The following is a 13,588-nucleotide window of genomic DNA, read 5'->3' as shown; positions in this document are numbered from 1 at the left end:
GTTACTTTAATTGCTAAATTTTAGTAAAAGGGTTTAAACTCAATAAAAGGTATTTTAAACGCTTTAATTTTTTTAAGAATATAAATGTATGCCTTAGTGTTTAAAAATTGATATAATGTTTTCTGTAGCTTCTAAAACACATTTAAAATAATAAATAAATTGGATGTTTGTTTTCATCTTAATTATTTAGACCTTTGATATTAATTTATTTAAAAAATATAACTTACAATATTTATCTCAAATACCTTTTTAATTTCATTTTACAAGTTTGAGATTTGAAAAATTTATATATAACTTATTTATATTTATTATATTATTTATATTGTCCCGAAAATTCGTGGCTTAATTTCAATGCTTACAGCGATTTATTGCAACTTTTTGTTCCCTTTATTGCAACTTTTTGTTCCCTTTATTGCAACTTTTTGTTCCCTTTATTGCAACTTTTTGTTCCTCAACTTATCCACAAGAGAATGTTATCAACAATTCCTCCACAAGATATAAACATGTTATCAACAAGGATGTACATTAAAACAAACTTAATTTAAAGTAGTTGTATTTATTTATTTTTTTTAATATACTTAAAGAAAATGAAAGTGTAGGAGTAAAAATATGGGATTAATATTAAGGTCTTTGAAGAGTGATTTATATAAAAAAAGTAATGAGTTGTCACTTGCACAATTGAACGAAGGACTATCTTTAAATGAAATGCAATTATTAGCTTTTGCAATATACAATACTCAGCAATACAACATAACTAAATTTAGAAAATCAGAATTTGAAAAATATTTTGGTTTAGAAAAACTTAATACAATAGCGGCTTATAGAATGTCAAGAAAAATAATGAACACTTTAGTTGAACTAAAAGATATAGAAAATAATTATTTTGAGTTTATTCATCTTTTTAAAAAAATGAAATATGAAAATGGAGAATTTTCTTTTGAATGGAATGAAAATATTAAGCCACATATATTAGATTTAAAACAAAAACACATAACGGTAGATTTAAGTGCTGTATCAAATTTTAAATGTTCATATTCATGGAGTTTATATGAACGTCTTAAAGCATTATATGGATATTCTTGGAAATATTATTCAAAAGAGGATTTACTACATATTCTTGATTGTGAAAAAACTAAATCTTATGTAAAAAATACAAACGCCTTTAAAAAGAAAGTTTTAGAACCTTCATTAAAAGAAATTAATGAATTTACAGAAATGAAAGTAAATGCTCTTGATGTGAAAAAAGGTAGGTCGATTATAGGGTTTAGATTTGAATGGGATTTAGGTAAGATGATAGCTTTAATAGAAAAGGAACAGATAGAAATAATAAATCTATATTTTCATAGATCTAGACAAATATTAGTTGAATTAATAGCAAATAAAATTGTAGATGACAAGGATGAAAGAGTAAAAGAATATATAGACTTATTAAACGAAGTTGAACCTATGATAAAATCTAATGAAATAACAGGAATAACCTTTGATTATGCATTGAGTTTAACTTCTCTTCTTAGTTCAATTTATCAATCGTTAAAAAGCTATTCAATAGATATTTTAGATCAAAGCGAAGAAGATAAAAAAATAGAAACATTAAGTAAATATATTGAGAGAATAGAAAACATAGGAAATAAAAAAGAAAATATTACTGCACAAAAAAGAACCAAATTTCATAATTTTGAACAAGAATCTGATAAAAAAACAAAAGAAGAAATGGAAAATATAGCTAAAAGAAAAAGAGAACAGTTTTTTGAAAAAATGCAAAAAGTGTAGATTTTTTTAAATTTAAAGGGTATAATCTTAATAGCTAGAATAATATACAATAAAAAAACAAGCTATTAAAAAAGACTAGAGGGGCTACTCTAGTCTTTTTGTTTATGCTAGCTATCTTTTTTTTAAAACCTATCTAGCCATTTGCAAATATAGTGGCTAATTATATTTACTCCGATAGGAATTAGAATAATATACAATAATTCTTTCAAGCTATTCACCTCCTTTAGCTTTAAGGAGTAAAGATAGCTTAAAAATTATAACATAAGTTACATTTATAAAGAAGGTTCAAGTTGACCCTTCTTTGCTTTTATTAAGGTGTAAATTTATCTTGTTGATGCTAAAAATACGTAGACTTAATACTCTTTTATTTCACATAGTCAGTTTACTTTACAAAACCAATATTATCTTGACAAATACCGCTTTAAGTAATACAATCGTATTACAAAAAAGAAGGGAGTATGTATATGTCTACAATTAGTTTGAGAGTTCCGGAAAACGAGCTAAATATTTTGAAATCCTACGCAAGGCTTAATAATAAGAGTCTATCTGAAATAATTAGAATGACAATGCTTGAACATATTGAAAATGAATATGATCTTAAAGTGTTTGAGGAGTATGAAGTAGAAAAGGCAAAAGGAACACTAAAAACAAGACAGATTAATGAACTTTGGGAAGATTTATGAATATGAAATACCAGATAACTACAACAGATAAGTTTGATAAAGCTTTTAGAAAGCTTGATAGGCAAATCCAAAAAATAATTAAAGTTTGGATTGAAAAGAATCTTGCAAATTGTGAAAATCCTCGTATTCATGGGAAAGGACTTACAGCAAACAGAAGCAGTCAATGGAGATATAGAATAGGAGATTATCGTATTCTTGCAGATATAAGAGACGATGAATTTGTATTAGTTTTTGTTGATATAGGACATAGAAAAAATACTTATTAATAAAACATAGCATCAGTTTATGAAGATTATCGCATCCTTTAGTTTTAAAGAATGGAGATAACTTTAGTAAGACATTGTAAATTATATTTGTAAAGAAGGTTCAACTTGAACCTTCTTTCTATTCTATTAAACAAATTAAAAGTTGTACTAAAAATTGTACTTATGCTAAAATGAAGTTAAGAGGTGATATTATGCTATCAGTAAATTATTCAGAAGTTAGAAAAAATTTTAAGGAATATTTAGATAAAACAATAGATAATTGTGAGCCAATTATTATAACTAGAAAAGAAGAAAGGAATGTAGTTATGATAAGTTTAGATGAATATAATAATTTAAAAGAAAATGAATTTATTATGAAAGACACAGATTATTATCAAGAACTAATAAGACGTAGTAAGAAAATTAATGTTAATGGGATTGAACATGAGGTAATTGATGAAGAAAATATGGGTTGATGAAGCATGGGAGGAATATTTATTTTGGCTTAAAGAAGATAAAAAAATACTAAAAAGAATAAATGATCTTATAAAAGATATTGATAGAAACAAAAATAAAGGAATAGGTAAACCAGAAGCATTAAGATTTGAACTATCTGGATTTTGGAGTAGAAGGATTAATAGTGAACATAGATTAATATATAAAATTGAAAATAATAGCATATATATTATTAGTTGCAAAGGACACTATAAGAGTTAAAAAATAATTATATCACATAATTTAATTTATTATAAGAGTAGTAAATTAAATTATAGAATGATACTTTATTATAAAGTATATATGTACATAAGTGTAGAGGAGGATTTTTATAAAGAAATTATCTTTATTTTTAGTTAGTATTTTATTAGTTGGTACAATAATGCCATCAATAATTTTTGCAAAAGAATCGAATAAAACTTATAGCTATATGACATTAGAAGAATTAGAAAAATTAAATGAGAATGAATTGAAAGATTATTTAGCATATACTTTAGAACTATATTTTTCTAAAATAGGGCATATAAACAAAGATGGTATTTATATAATAGATAACCCAGAATTATTATTGAAACAGGCTGAAGAAGGAGATGAAGTAGCTATGCAGTTGTATAATATACATAATCACGGAGATACAAATTATAATACATATGTATTATATAGCTATACAGGACATGATGCTTTTTGGAAGTGTGTATTAAAAGATCAGTTTGCATGGTTACTTGATTTTATGAATGGGGATATGTTACATGGATTAGGTCATGCTTTACAGACAGGTGCATGGCAAGCTGCATCAGAAATAATGACTCAAGCGGTTAAGATGGCAAGTAAAACGGCGGGAAAAGCTGTAGGATGGGTATATACAGCTGCATCTGTTGCTATGTCTGCATACATATGTAGAAATGAATGGTAAAAAAATCATTAGATTCATATTTTGGCAAGGTATTCAAAAGCCAAAAGGTATATTTGAACAAATAAATAGATTTTTATATATTTTTTTAGAAATATTTTATATTTTTTTGATTTTTACTTATGTACAATATACAAACATAAATATATTTTTTAAAATTATTATTATTATCTATTTAGCGCTGAATATTCTGCTATACGGAGCTTGTATGGATTTATTTCTCGAAAAAAAAATAAATACTATGCATTTACCTATAATAGTATTTTTAGGGTTTATTTTTGTAGTAAAAAGTCAAGTATAACTTATATTTATAAAGAAGGTTCAAGTTGAACCTTCTTTATTTTTTTGTAGACGAATTGTCAAATCAAATGCAACACCTATGGTAAGAGACCAAAAAGTTCTTCTTTAGGTGTTTTATATTTTATACATTTTCTAGGTCTATTATTCATTAAACTTAAGTTATAATTTAATTCATCAATATTCACTTCTGATAAATCCATACCCTTAGGATAAAACTCCCTCAAAAGTCCGTTACTATTTTCATTTGTACCTTTTTGCCATGCACAATAGGGATCACAAAAATAAGTTTTGCATCCTAATTCTTTTTCTATTTTCTCAAATTCTGAAAATTCTTTACCTCTATCAAAGGTTATTGTTTTTACTAATTCTTTTGGATAATCTTTTAATGCATTTATTATTGCTGGTGTTACGCTTTCCGACTTTCTATTTTCAACTAGGATTGCTATATAATATCTAGATTTTCTTTCTGCTAAAGTTACGAAACAACATCTACTTTTCCTTTTATGATCTAATCTGCCTGATTCCACTGTATCTGCTTCCCAGTGGCCTAATTCTTGCCTTCTGTATATCTCTTTAGGTCTTTTCTTAATTGTTCTACCTTTATCATTGAATTTTCCTCTTTTTTCTGCTGGCCTTTTAAATTTAGCTTTTCTTCTCAAATTTTTCATACTAGTTTTTGGCAGCTTTTTGGCGTGTATCATTCTATATATCGTTGATGTAGATGGTAATTCATGAATCTCATTTGTGTTTCTATTTGATATTTGTTCAGGGGACCAATGTTCGTTAATCTTTACAGTTAAATAATCAATAACATCTTTAGAAAATTTACTTTTTCTATGGCAGTCTTTTCTTCTATCAATATATTTATCATTTGCCTTTATCGGAAAGTACTTAGTGTAACTTCCCCTACTAACTTTTATCTTAGATGAATTTCTTTTAATTTCTCTAGATATTGTACTAGGTGACCTTTTAAGTGCTTGTGCAATTTTCCTTATACTCATTCCTAAATTTAAAAATTGGTAAATACAAGATCTTTCTTCTATGGTAAGATGGTTATAGCTCATAGTTAATCACTCCTTTTAATATGTTTTGTTTGGTCACTTACATATTAACACAGCTGATTAGCTATGAGTTTATTTATGTTGCACTTGTTATGATAAATTATCTGTAAAAAAGATTAAAGCGTATTTGATAAGGTTCAACTATTAAATAATGGCTTTATAAATTTAATTTTGCATATAATGCTTGGACTTCTAATTCAGTTATATCAATGTATCTTTTAGTGATATCTTCTTTACAATGATTTAAAGCTTCCATAACTAAAACAATATCCTTATTTGTAATATCATAAGCAAAATAACCCCATGTCTTTCTCATGGAGTGAGTATTAAATTCAAAATCTAAATATAACTCATGTTGAGCTTTTTTAAAAATTCTACTTACATATTGTCTAGAAATAGGTTTATTACCAGAATTATTTATAAAAACAAATTCATTTAGATCAATGTTTTTTGCATTGATTTTTTTAAATTCTAAGAATTTAAGTAAATCGTTTTTCAAGTTTAAAGATATGGGAATATTTTTAAACTTTTTATTCTTCTTTTCATAAATTTTAATAAAATTTTTAAGATGTAAAGTTTCATTTTCAATATAAAAAAATTCATTATAAGTTAAAAGTAAAATATCACTTATTCTAATTGCCAAACTTAATCCAGTAGAAAAAATTAAACCTACTTTTGGATTAAGTTCCCACAACTTATTTATAATGCAACTTATATCAGACAAGTTTTTTATAGCATTTACTCTATTCAATTTAATACCTCCTAAGGTTCAAGTTGAACCCTATCAATAAAATCATACTAAAATAATATATAAATTAAACAAATAAATTAAACAAATAAATTATAGAAGGTTCAACTTGAACCTTCTATTTTTTTATAAATTACAATTTGTACATTAAATCATAATCCAATAAAAATGGCAATATTACCTAATATTTAGCAGCCTAATATTTAGGTTGACAGAAATAGTTTGTGTAAACTGTTTTGAACAAAAAAATTTTTTAAGGAGGTGATTTTTATAGAGAAGGAGTCTGAAAAAGTTTATCAAAAAAGAAAATTTGAAGAAAGAAAAAGATTAGAAGCTAAAGGAGGAATATTAAGTGAGAGCAAAGAAGAAAATTTAGAAGAAGATCTAGAAGAAAATTTGGAGGAAGAACCAGGACAAAATATCAGATTTAAAAAGAAATCTTTTAAAGACATTGAAGAAGAAGCAAAAAAAATATTAGAGGAAAGAGAGGAAAGGTTTAAGGATAGACGAGATAAAGAAAAAGGATTAGAAAGATGAATGAAGATGAAAGGCGAGCAAAGAGGAAGAAAGAATCTTTAATTCTTCTAAGTATAGGCTATTTAGTAGTCTCAATAGTTCTGATTAGATTGAACATATTGGTTAATTTAGGGATGAAGATTAATGCTAGATTTTTAGATGATACATTGAAATCATTTTTAATAAAACCTTTTATGTTTCCTGAAACTATACAAGATTTAAAATATTTTTCTATCTTAACATTGGCTTTCATTATAACTTTTTTGAACACAATTACAGATAAAAAGAAATATTTAGATTATCAGGAGTATGGTTCTGCTAAGTGGTCTAAATTCAAAGACATAAAACCCTTTATAGATAAAGAGTATTTTAAAAACATTCTTTTTACTGAGACAGAAAGAATGTCAATGAATGGACACAAAACAAGAAGAAATTGCAATGTTCTTGTTGTAGGGGGGGTCTGGAACTGGTAAGTCAAGATTTTACGTTAAACCTAATCTGATGCAGATGCACAGTTCGTATGTTGTAACTGATCCGAAGGGTGAGTTATTTAGAGATACAGCTAAGATGTTTAAAGATGGTGGTTACAAGATTAAAGTATTTAATCTTTACGATATGGAGAACAGTAATAAGTATAATCCATTCCATTATATTAGAAATGAAACTGATATTTTAAAAGTTGTAAATAACTTTATGCAAAATACAAATCCACCAGGGAAACAAGGGGGAGATCCTTTTTGGGAGAAATCAGAAAAAGCTCTTCTTGAAGCATTGTTTGCTTTTATATGGCTTTTTATAAAAAAAGAAGAACAAAACTTTTCAATGGTTTTAAGACTTCTTGAAAAATTAGAGGTCAGAGAAGATATGGAAGATTATAAAAGTGATTTAGATGTAATCATGGAAGAATATTATGAAAAGTATCCAGGTAATTTTTCATGGAAACAATGGTGTATTTATAAGCAAGCAGGTGGGAAAACAGCTAAGTCTATAAATGTTAGTACTGCTGTTAGATTAGAAGCATTTAATACGCATGCAGTGTCTACAATAACAGATTCTGACGAGATGGAAATAGAAAGCATAGGAGAAGAAAAAACAATAGTGTATTTATTAATTCCTGATGCTGACAGTACTTTTAATTTTTTAATTAGCATGTTTTATCAGCAAATGTTCGACACTTTGTATTATGTAGCCGATTTTAAAAATAATGGTAGATTAAAAACTCCTGTTAGATGTATAATCGATGAATTTGCAAATATCGGTCAAATTCCTGAATTTGAAAAAAAGCTATCTACAATGCGTTCAAGAGAAATTAATACAAGCATAATTATCCAAAATATGGCTCAACTTGAAGCTTTATATAAAGATCATTGGAAGACCATAATAGGAAACTGCGACTCTACACTTTTTTTAGGGTCTAACGAACAATCGATATTGAAATATATGTCTGAAATGTTAGGAAAACAAACTATTGATATAAAAACTAGTGGAAAAACTAAAGGGAAACAAAGTTCTACAAGTAATAATTTCCAAAGAACTGGAAGGGAATTAATGACAATTGATGAACTTTCAAGAATGGATAATAAAAAATGTATTTTGTTATTCAGAGGATTAAGCCCATTTTTTAGCAATAAATTTCCTATTGAAAAACATAGAAGATATAAATTTTTATTTGATGAAGATGACAAAAAAATGAAAGAGAATATTTTGTCTATAGAATCTGTAGTTGACATAAATAGAGAAAAACAATTAGAAGATTTAAAAGTAAAAGAAGAATGGCAAATAATAGCAAGTAGTACTTTAGAAGAAATAAAGAAAATGAAATTTAAATTAAAGGAGAAAACAGTTTGAATATAAAGAATATATTAAAAGATGTAAATCCATTTCACGGATGGAAAAATATGGATCGTAAACAAAGAACTCAAACATTAATAGGTGCAGGAATAGGAGTGTTATTACCAACAGCTGTATACGCTTCAGGAGGAGGCGGAGCTGATACAACAAAAATTGACACAATTATAAATGATGTAATTGTGCCTTGGGTTCAGAAATTGGGACTTGTTATAGGATTTGTAGGAGCAATAATGTTTGCACTTGGATGGAGAAATGATGATGCTGATTCAAAATCAAGAGGAATACAAACTTTAATTTCAGGGTTTATGGCTTGGGGTGTAGCTTCAATGTACAGCTCATTTTCAGGGAATTAAACGATAAGGATATATTATTAACTAAAGGGTTCAACTTGAACCCTGAAGAAAATTTATAAAATAAAGGAGAAAAATTATGAATAAAAATTTAGTAAAAGTAACTTTAGCATTAACAATTATTGGAAGTTTAGGAATGGGAACAGCAGTACATGCAGAAGAAGACAATATGCCATTATGGAGACTAGATATGCCGAGTCAACAATGGGATTTTCCACTTAAAGCACCTAGGGAAAAAGCAATAGAAACAGTAAAAATAAAAATTAAATATATAGATAAAGACACTAAAAAAGAGATAAAAATTGAAGAAATAACTATAGAAAAAGGAAAGACTTTAACTTATAAAGATATACCTCAAGTAAAAGGGTATGGAATGTATTCATTTGAACAATTTAAAGCAGACAAAGACGATACTTGCACAGTTAAACTTTATTAAAAATTTAAGGAGAATGAAATGCAAAATAAAAAAAGCAAAGTAAAAAAAGTAGCACTTACATTAGCACTGGCACAAATAATGTCTGTAGGGGCAATACCATTAAATACTATTGTCGGTAGTAGTAATGCAAATGTATATGCAGCTACAACAAAAGAAATGCACAAGTGGAAAAAATTTAATATTGACACAATAAATATTGGTACAAAAAAATACAGATATATACCTCAAGGCGGAGAAATAGAACTAGTAAATGACGGATCATTTGATGAATTTGATGAAGAGCTTTCAGGTTATCCCAAAATAGAGAAGAAAGGAGCAGAAAATAAAGCGAGCTATATAGAAGTAGGAGATATAGTAAGTGGATATCCATATTTTTCGGGATCAGTTCCTGGAGTTCCTATATACACAGGAGTTGTTACTAATATTAATTTCGGAAGACTAATAATAAATAGAAATTATACACAAGAAGAAATTATGACCTCTAAAAAAGTCAAAGGTTCATATATAGAAGAGGTGACATCTTCAGATAGTAATGCTTATCCAAAATCAGGAGAAAAAGATGGATTTTGGTATGAATACTCAGGGAAGGAAAGCATACAGGTAGAAGATGAAGCAGATAAATTTATACCGAAGACAAAAACATTAAATGTAATACAAGGAGAGAGTGTAGATTTAACAACAGGGCTAACAAATAAACCAGAAAGTGCTTCTGTTGAGATAAAGAAACCTGTAGATACGAAAGAACCAGGACAAAAGACAGGGATAATAACAGTAAAATTCAAAGATAGCTCCAAAAAGGATGTAGAAATTACTGTAAATGTAGAGAAAAAGTTATCACAGGCGGATAAATTTATACCTGAAGTAAAAAAAGTAGAAGTAAGAAAAGGAGACCCAGTAGACATAACAAAAGCTATTACTAATTTACCTGAAGGAGCAACAGTAAAAGTTAAAACACCTGTAGATACAAAAGAACCAGGACAAAAAACAGGGGAAGTAACAGTAGAATTTAAAGATAAATCTACAAAAGATGTAAAAATACCTGTAACAGTAAAAGATTGGAATGAAATGGGAGTTATTACTCCGGTGCCGGAAATATCAGAAGAAAACATTGAAAAAGAAGTAGTCAAGGTAAATGGGATAGTAAATTTACTAGATAATATTAAAGGATTGCCAGAAGATGCAAAAGTAGAAGATGTTACTTCACCAAAAATTGATACAAGCGTAGCAAAAGAAACAGAAGGTAGAGTAAAAGTAACATTTAAAGACGGTTCAAGCAGAGTAGTTACAATTCCTGTTTTGATAGAGGATTTAGAAGCGGATAAATTTAATCCTGAAATAAAAGATGTGACAGTAAGAAAAGGTGATCCGGTAGACATAACAAAAGCTATTACTAATTTACCTGAAGGAGCAACAGTAAAAGTTAAAACACCTGTAGACACAAAAGAACCAGGACAAAAAACAGGGGAAGTAACAGTAGAATTTAAAGATAAATCTACAAAAGATGTAAAAATACCTGTAACAGTAAAAGATTGGAATGAAATGGGAGTTATTACTCCAGTAGAAAATATTATAGACAATATAAAAGAAGAAGTAGTAGAAAAAGGTGGGAAAATAGACCTTACAGATAATGTTATAGCTAAAAATGCAAAAAGTTTTGAAGATGTAACAACACCTGAAATAGACACAAATGTGCCAGGACAATATAAAGCTAAGGTAAAAGTAACATTTGAAGATGGTTCAAGCAGAATTGTAATTGTACCGGTGATTGTATTAGAGAATACAAAAGATTTAACAGATAAAATTTCTGATTTAGAAAAACAGTTAAGAGACAAAGAAAAAGAACTTGAAGAAGCTAAAAACAGTTGTAATACAGATAAAGCTGAACTTGAAAAGAAAATAGCAGATAAAGAAAAAGAATTAGAAAATCTTAAAAATGCAACAGATGCTGAAAAGGCTAAACTTCAAGAAGAAATAGATAATCTTAAAAAACAAATAGAAGATTTAAATAAGAAAATAGCAGATAAAGATAAAGAAATCTCAGAACTTAAAGATAAGATAGCAGATTTAGAAAAAGATAAGAAAGCGTTGGAAGACGATAAAGCTAAACTTCAAGGAGAAATAGACAAGCTTAAAAAAGAAAATTCAGATCTTAAAGATTCAGATAAAGATAACGCAGACAAAATAAAAGAACTAGAAGATAAAATAACTGAATTAGAAGCAAGAGATATTCTAAAACAAGATGAAATAGATCGTTTAGAAGATGAAATTGCAAAATTAAAAGATCAGCTTCAAGAAGCACTTTATGAAAAAGAGCAACTAAAGAAAGAAAATGAAGAAGTAAAGGACAAAATAAAAGAACTACAAGATTTATTAAAAGGAGTAGTTGGAAGTAATAAAAACAAAGATGAAAAAATAAAAGAATTAGAAAAAGAAATTGCAGATCTTAAAGCAAAAGAAAATTCTTGTAAACCACAAGACAATTCTAAAGTTAAAGAACTAGAAGATAAGATAAAAGAGCTTGAAAAAGAACTTGAAAACGCAAAGAAAAAGAAAGAAGAATAACCGAAGAAACCTCAAGAAAAAGAAGAGAATAAAAAAGAAAAAGAAGATCCTAACAAAGATTTGAAAGATAGGTTGAAAAAATTAATAAACGATGCAGATCGAGAATTAAGAAGAAATAGAGATTTATCAAGAGAACAAAAAAGAGATTTAGAAGATGCAATTGAAGATGCTAATAAAGTATTAAAAAATAAAAATTCAGATAGAAGAGATTTAAGAGATGCTATAAGAGATCTAGAAGATGCATTAGATAAAGCAAAAAATAAGTCATCTAAGAGTGAAGATATTAATAAAAAAATAGAAGACTATATTAGAAAGAATCCAGGACAAAAAGTAGGAGAAGAAACATTAAGCAAGAAAGGTCAATATAATTTCTTAAAATATATCTTTAAAATTAATTCAAATCTTTATTACCAAGCAACAAATAAATCTATGGCAAGTTATTTAATGGATACAACGCCGTTTATTCAAGATTCAAGAACTATGTTGCCACTAAGATATGTAGCATATGCTTTGGGAGCTGAAGTTAGATGGGATGAATCAACAAGAACTGCAAATTTTACTAAGGATGGTTTAACAGCTTCTATACAAATTGATGGAAATACAATAAAAATGAGCGATGGACGAACAATAACTATGGATACAAACGCTGTAATTAAAGATTCAAGAACTTTTGTGTCTCTAACTAATGTATATAAAGTTTTTGAAAAAGATCAAAATAAAATTGAATGGGATTCAGCTAAAAGAGAAGTAACTATAAATATAGTTAAGTAAATTATAAAGGTAGTCCTTCTTGGGCTACCTTTTATTTGAAGGTTCAAGTTGAACCTTGAGAAAGGAAGGTGAGGTATAGGGGATGACTAGTTTTTTGAAAGAACTTATGAAAACAGCTTCAGGGCAAGGATTACTGGAAAAATTAATAAATATATTAACAGGGTCTGTTTCTGGTGAAACTTCTTTTGTTGAACAAATAACACAGGTTTTAATTCCAATCGCTATATCTTTAGTAACAATATTTTGGCTTTTAAATTTCTTAGATAAATTAATTAGGTTTAGAGATAATAATTTTGGCTGGGAGCATATAACTATTATTTGTGTTCAACTTGTGATTGCAAAATACTGCGTACAATTTGCTCCTAAAATTTTAGATATTATGGCAACTATAGGAGATGCTGTTAGTAGTTCTATAAATATAGCTGCTCCGACAATAACTACAATAAATACAGATGAAGTCTTTAGATCGATAGAAGGAATGAATCTAATAGAAAAGTTAATTACGATAACTCAATTAGCAATTCCATCTTTAGTAGCCGCAGTAATGGCAATTGGAATGTATATAGTTGTTTATGCAAGGGGGATTGAGTTGATTTTATTGGGAGCGTTTAGTCCTTTGCCTATGTCTACAATTATGTTTGATAACGTAAAAGATGTAGGGAAAAGATATCTTCAAAATTATTTAGCAGTTTGCCTACAGGCAGGTGTTTTGATGATAATAATTATAATGGGGGGAACTTTATTTTCTGCAATTGTCACAACAAATGAAGCAGGAGATACTAGTGGGATGGTTAATTTATTATTTCAATTAATGATGTATTACGGAGTTATGCTATTTGCATTCTTTAAGAGTGGCTCATGGGCGCAAAAGATAGTTGGATTGGGGTGAT

The 13,588-nt window shown here is 27.6% G+C and carries 16 protein-coding genes; 14 read left to right on the top strand and 2 right to left on the bottom strand.

Translation table 11 applies throughout. From position 1 onward, the window contains the following. Positions 1 to 609: 609 nt before the first annotated feature. The 6 genes from B8869_RS00425 (at position 610) to B8869_RS00400 (ending at position 4,106) form a co-directional block, all read left to right on the top strand. Complete coding sequence (locus tag B8869_RS00425) at positions 610 to 1,770, top strand: replication initiation protein (protein WP_084229776.1); 1,161 nt, start codon at positions 610 to 612, stop codon at positions 1,768 to 1,770. Positions 1,771 to 2,234: 464 nt separating this feature from the next. Continuing rightward, positions 2,235 to 2,453: a type II toxin-antitoxin system RelB family antitoxin gene (gene relB, locus B8869_RS00420; RefSeq protein WP_084229775.1), complete on the top strand. Its 219-nt coding sequence runs from the start codon at positions 2,235 to 2,237 to the stop codon at positions 2,451 to 2,453. After that, positions 2,450 to 2,719 (top strand): type II toxin-antitoxin system RelE family toxin, encoded by a 270-nt coding sequence (locus B8869_RS00415; RefSeq protein ID WP_459550380.1) that lies wholly within the window; start codon positions 2,450 to 2,452, stop codon positions 2,717 to 2,719. The genes relB and B8869_RS00415 overlap by 4 nt, the downstream gene beginning before the upstream one ends. Before the next feature lie 191 nt (positions 2,720 to 2,910). Continuing rightward, positions 2,911 to 3,174: a type II toxin-antitoxin system Phd/YefM family antitoxin gene (locus B8869_RS00410; protein WP_084229774.1), complete on the top strand. Its 264-nt coding sequence runs from the start codon at positions 2,911 to 2,913 to the stop codon at positions 3,172 to 3,174. After that, positions 3,155 to 3,415, top strand: a complete 261-nt coding sequence (locus tag B8869_RS00405; RefSeq protein ID WP_084229773.1) for a Txe/YoeB family addiction module toxin — start codon at positions 3,155 to 3,157, stop codon at positions 3,413 to 3,415. Before B8869_RS00410 ends, B8869_RS00405 begins: the two co-directional genes overlap by 20 nt. Positions 3,416 to 3,575: 160 nt before the next feature. Continuing rightward, positions 3,576 to 4,106, top strand: a complete 531-nt coding sequence (locus B8869_RS00400; RefSeq protein ID WP_084229772.1) for a hypothetical protein — start codon at positions 3,576 to 3,578, stop codon at positions 4,104 to 4,106. Positions 4,107 to 4,480: 374 nt separating this feature from the next. On the opposite strand, the gene B8869_RS00390 is transcribed toward B8869_RS00400, so the two are convergent. After that, complete coding sequence (locus tag B8869_RS00390; protein WP_084229742.1) at positions 4,481 to 5,467, bottom strand: IS30 family transposase; 987 nt, start codon at positions 5,465 to 5,467, stop codon at positions 4,481 to 4,483. A gap of 154 nt (positions 5,468 to 5,621) precedes the next feature. Continuing rightward, on the bottom strand, positions 5,622 to 6,215 hold the full coding sequence (locus tag B8869_RS00385; RefSeq protein WP_159445213.1) for a tyrosine-type recombinase/integrase: 594 nt from the start codon (positions 6,213 to 6,215) through the stop codon (positions 5,622 to 5,624). A 258-nt stretch (positions 6,216 to 6,473) separates the two neighbouring features. Here B8869_RS00385 and B8869_RS00380 point away from each other — a divergent pair, with 258 nt between their 5' ends. The 8 genes from B8869_RS00380 (at position 6,474) to B8869_RS00340 (ending at position 13,587) form a co-directional block, all read left to right on the top strand. Further along, the gene (locus B8869_RS00380; RefSeq protein ID WP_084229769.1) at positions 6,474 to 6,749 is read left to right on the top strand and encodes a hypothetical protein; all 276 of its coding nucleotides are present in this window, start codon (positions 6,474 to 6,476) and stop codon (positions 6,747 to 6,749) included. Then, positions 6,746 to 7,201, top strand: coding sequence for a hypothetical protein (locus B8869_RS00375; RefSeq protein ID WP_084229768.1), 456 nt, complete (start codon positions 6,746 to 6,748; stop codon positions 7,199 to 7,201). The genes B8869_RS00380 and B8869_RS00375 overlap by 4 nt, the downstream gene beginning before the upstream one ends. Positions 7,202 to 7,235: 34 nt before the next feature. Next, positions 7,236 to 8,576: a VirD4-like conjugal transfer protein, CD1115 family gene (locus B8869_RS00370; RefSeq protein ID WP_234989693.1), complete on the top strand. Its 1,341-nt coding sequence runs from the start codon at positions 7,236 to 7,238 to the stop codon at positions 8,574 to 8,576. Further along, positions 8,573 to 8,932 (top strand): hypothetical protein, encoded by a 360-nt coding sequence (locus B8869_RS00365; RefSeq protein ID WP_084229766.1) that lies wholly within the window; start codon positions 8,573 to 8,575, stop codon positions 8,930 to 8,932. The genes B8869_RS00370 and B8869_RS00365 overlap by 4 nt, the downstream gene beginning before the upstream one ends. 76 nt (positions 8,933 to 9,008) lie before the next feature. Then, positions 9,009 to 9,365: a hypothetical protein gene (locus B8869_RS00360; protein WP_084229765.1), complete on the top strand. Its 357-nt coding sequence runs from the start codon at positions 9,009 to 9,011 to the stop codon at positions 9,363 to 9,365. An 18-nt stretch (positions 9,366 to 9,383) separates the two neighbouring features. Continuing rightward, positions 9,384 to 11,927, top strand: a complete 2,544-nt coding sequence (locus tag B8869_RS00355; protein WP_084229764.1) for a Rib/alpha-like domain-containing protein — start codon at positions 9,384 to 9,386, stop codon at positions 11,925 to 11,927. Between the two features lie 72 nt (positions 11,928 to 11,999). After that, positions 12,000 to 12,698: a copper amine oxidase N-terminal domain-containing protein gene (locus tag B8869_RS00345; protein ID WP_144017915.1), complete on the top strand. Its 699-nt coding sequence runs from the start codon at positions 12,000 to 12,002 to the stop codon at positions 12,696 to 12,698. Between the two features lie 82 nt (positions 12,699 to 12,780). Further along, a complete protein-coding gene (locus B8869_RS00340) occupies positions 12,781 to 13,587 on the top strand; it encodes a hypothetical protein (protein ID WP_084229762.1) in 807 nt (268 codons plus the stop codon). The last annotated feature ends 1 nt before the right edge of the window (position 13,588 follow it).

The sequence above is a fragment of the Peptoniphilus asaccharolyticus DSM 20463 genome (assembly GCF_900176115.1).
Lineage (GTDB): Bacteria > Bacillota > Clostridia > Tissierellales > Peptoniphilaceae > Peptoniphilus > Peptoniphilus asaccharolyticus.
The sequence above is the reverse complement of the archived record's forward strand: the minus strand, read 5'-3'. Positions and strand labels throughout refer to the sequence as shown.

What these genes read in the sequence shown, in the direction of transcription:
- B8869_RS00400 (WP_084229772.1), top strand. Translation starts at nt 3,576, where the DNA reads ATGCCATCAATAATTTTTGCAAAAGAATCGAATAAAACTTATAGCTAT.
- relB (WP_084229775.1), top strand. Translation starts at nt 2,235, where the DNA reads ATGTCTACAATTAGTTTGAGAGTTCCGGAAAACGAGCTAAATATTTTG.
- B8869_RS00360 (WP_084229765.1), top strand. Translation starts at nt 9,009, where the DNA reads ATGAATAAAAATTTAGTAAAAGTAACTTTAGCATTAACAATTATTGGA.
- B8869_RS00390 (WP_084229742.1), bottom strand. Translation starts at nt 5,467, where the DNA reads ATGAGCTATAACCATCTTACCATAGAAGAAAGATCTTGTATTTACCAA.
- B8869_RS00425 (WP_084229776.1), top strand. Translation starts at nt 610, where the DNA reads ATGGGATTAATATTAAGGTCTTTGAAGAGTGATTTATATAAAAAAAGT.
- B8869_RS00405 (WP_084229773.1), top strand. Translation starts at nt 3,155, where the DNA reads ATGAAGAAAATATGGGTTGATGAAGCATGGGAGGAATATTTATTTTGG.
- B8869_RS00340 (WP_084229762.1), top strand. Translation starts at nt 12,781, where the DNA reads ATGACTAGTTTTTTGAAAGAACTTATGAAAACAGCTTCAGGGCAAGGA.
- B8869_RS00375 (WP_084229768.1), top strand. Translation starts at nt 6,746, where the DNA reads ATGAATGAAGATGAAAGGCGAGCAAAGAGGAAGAAAGAATCTTTAATT.
- B8869_RS00415 (WP_459550380.1), top strand. Translation starts at nt 2,450, where the DNA reads ATGAATATGAAATACCAGATAACTACAACAGATAAGTTTGATAAAGCT.
- B8869_RS00355 (WP_084229764.1), top strand. Translation starts at nt 9,384, where the DNA reads ATGCAAAATAAAAAAAGCAAAGTAAAAAAAGTAGCACTTACATTAGCA.
- B8869_RS00370 (WP_234989693.1), top strand. Translation starts at nt 7,236, where the DNA reads ATGCACAGTTCGTATGTTGTAACTGATCCGAAGGGTGAGTTATTTAGA.
- B8869_RS00410 (WP_084229774.1), top strand. Translation starts at nt 2,911, where the DNA reads ATGCTATCAGTAAATTATTCAGAAGTTAGAAAAAATTTTAAGGAATAT.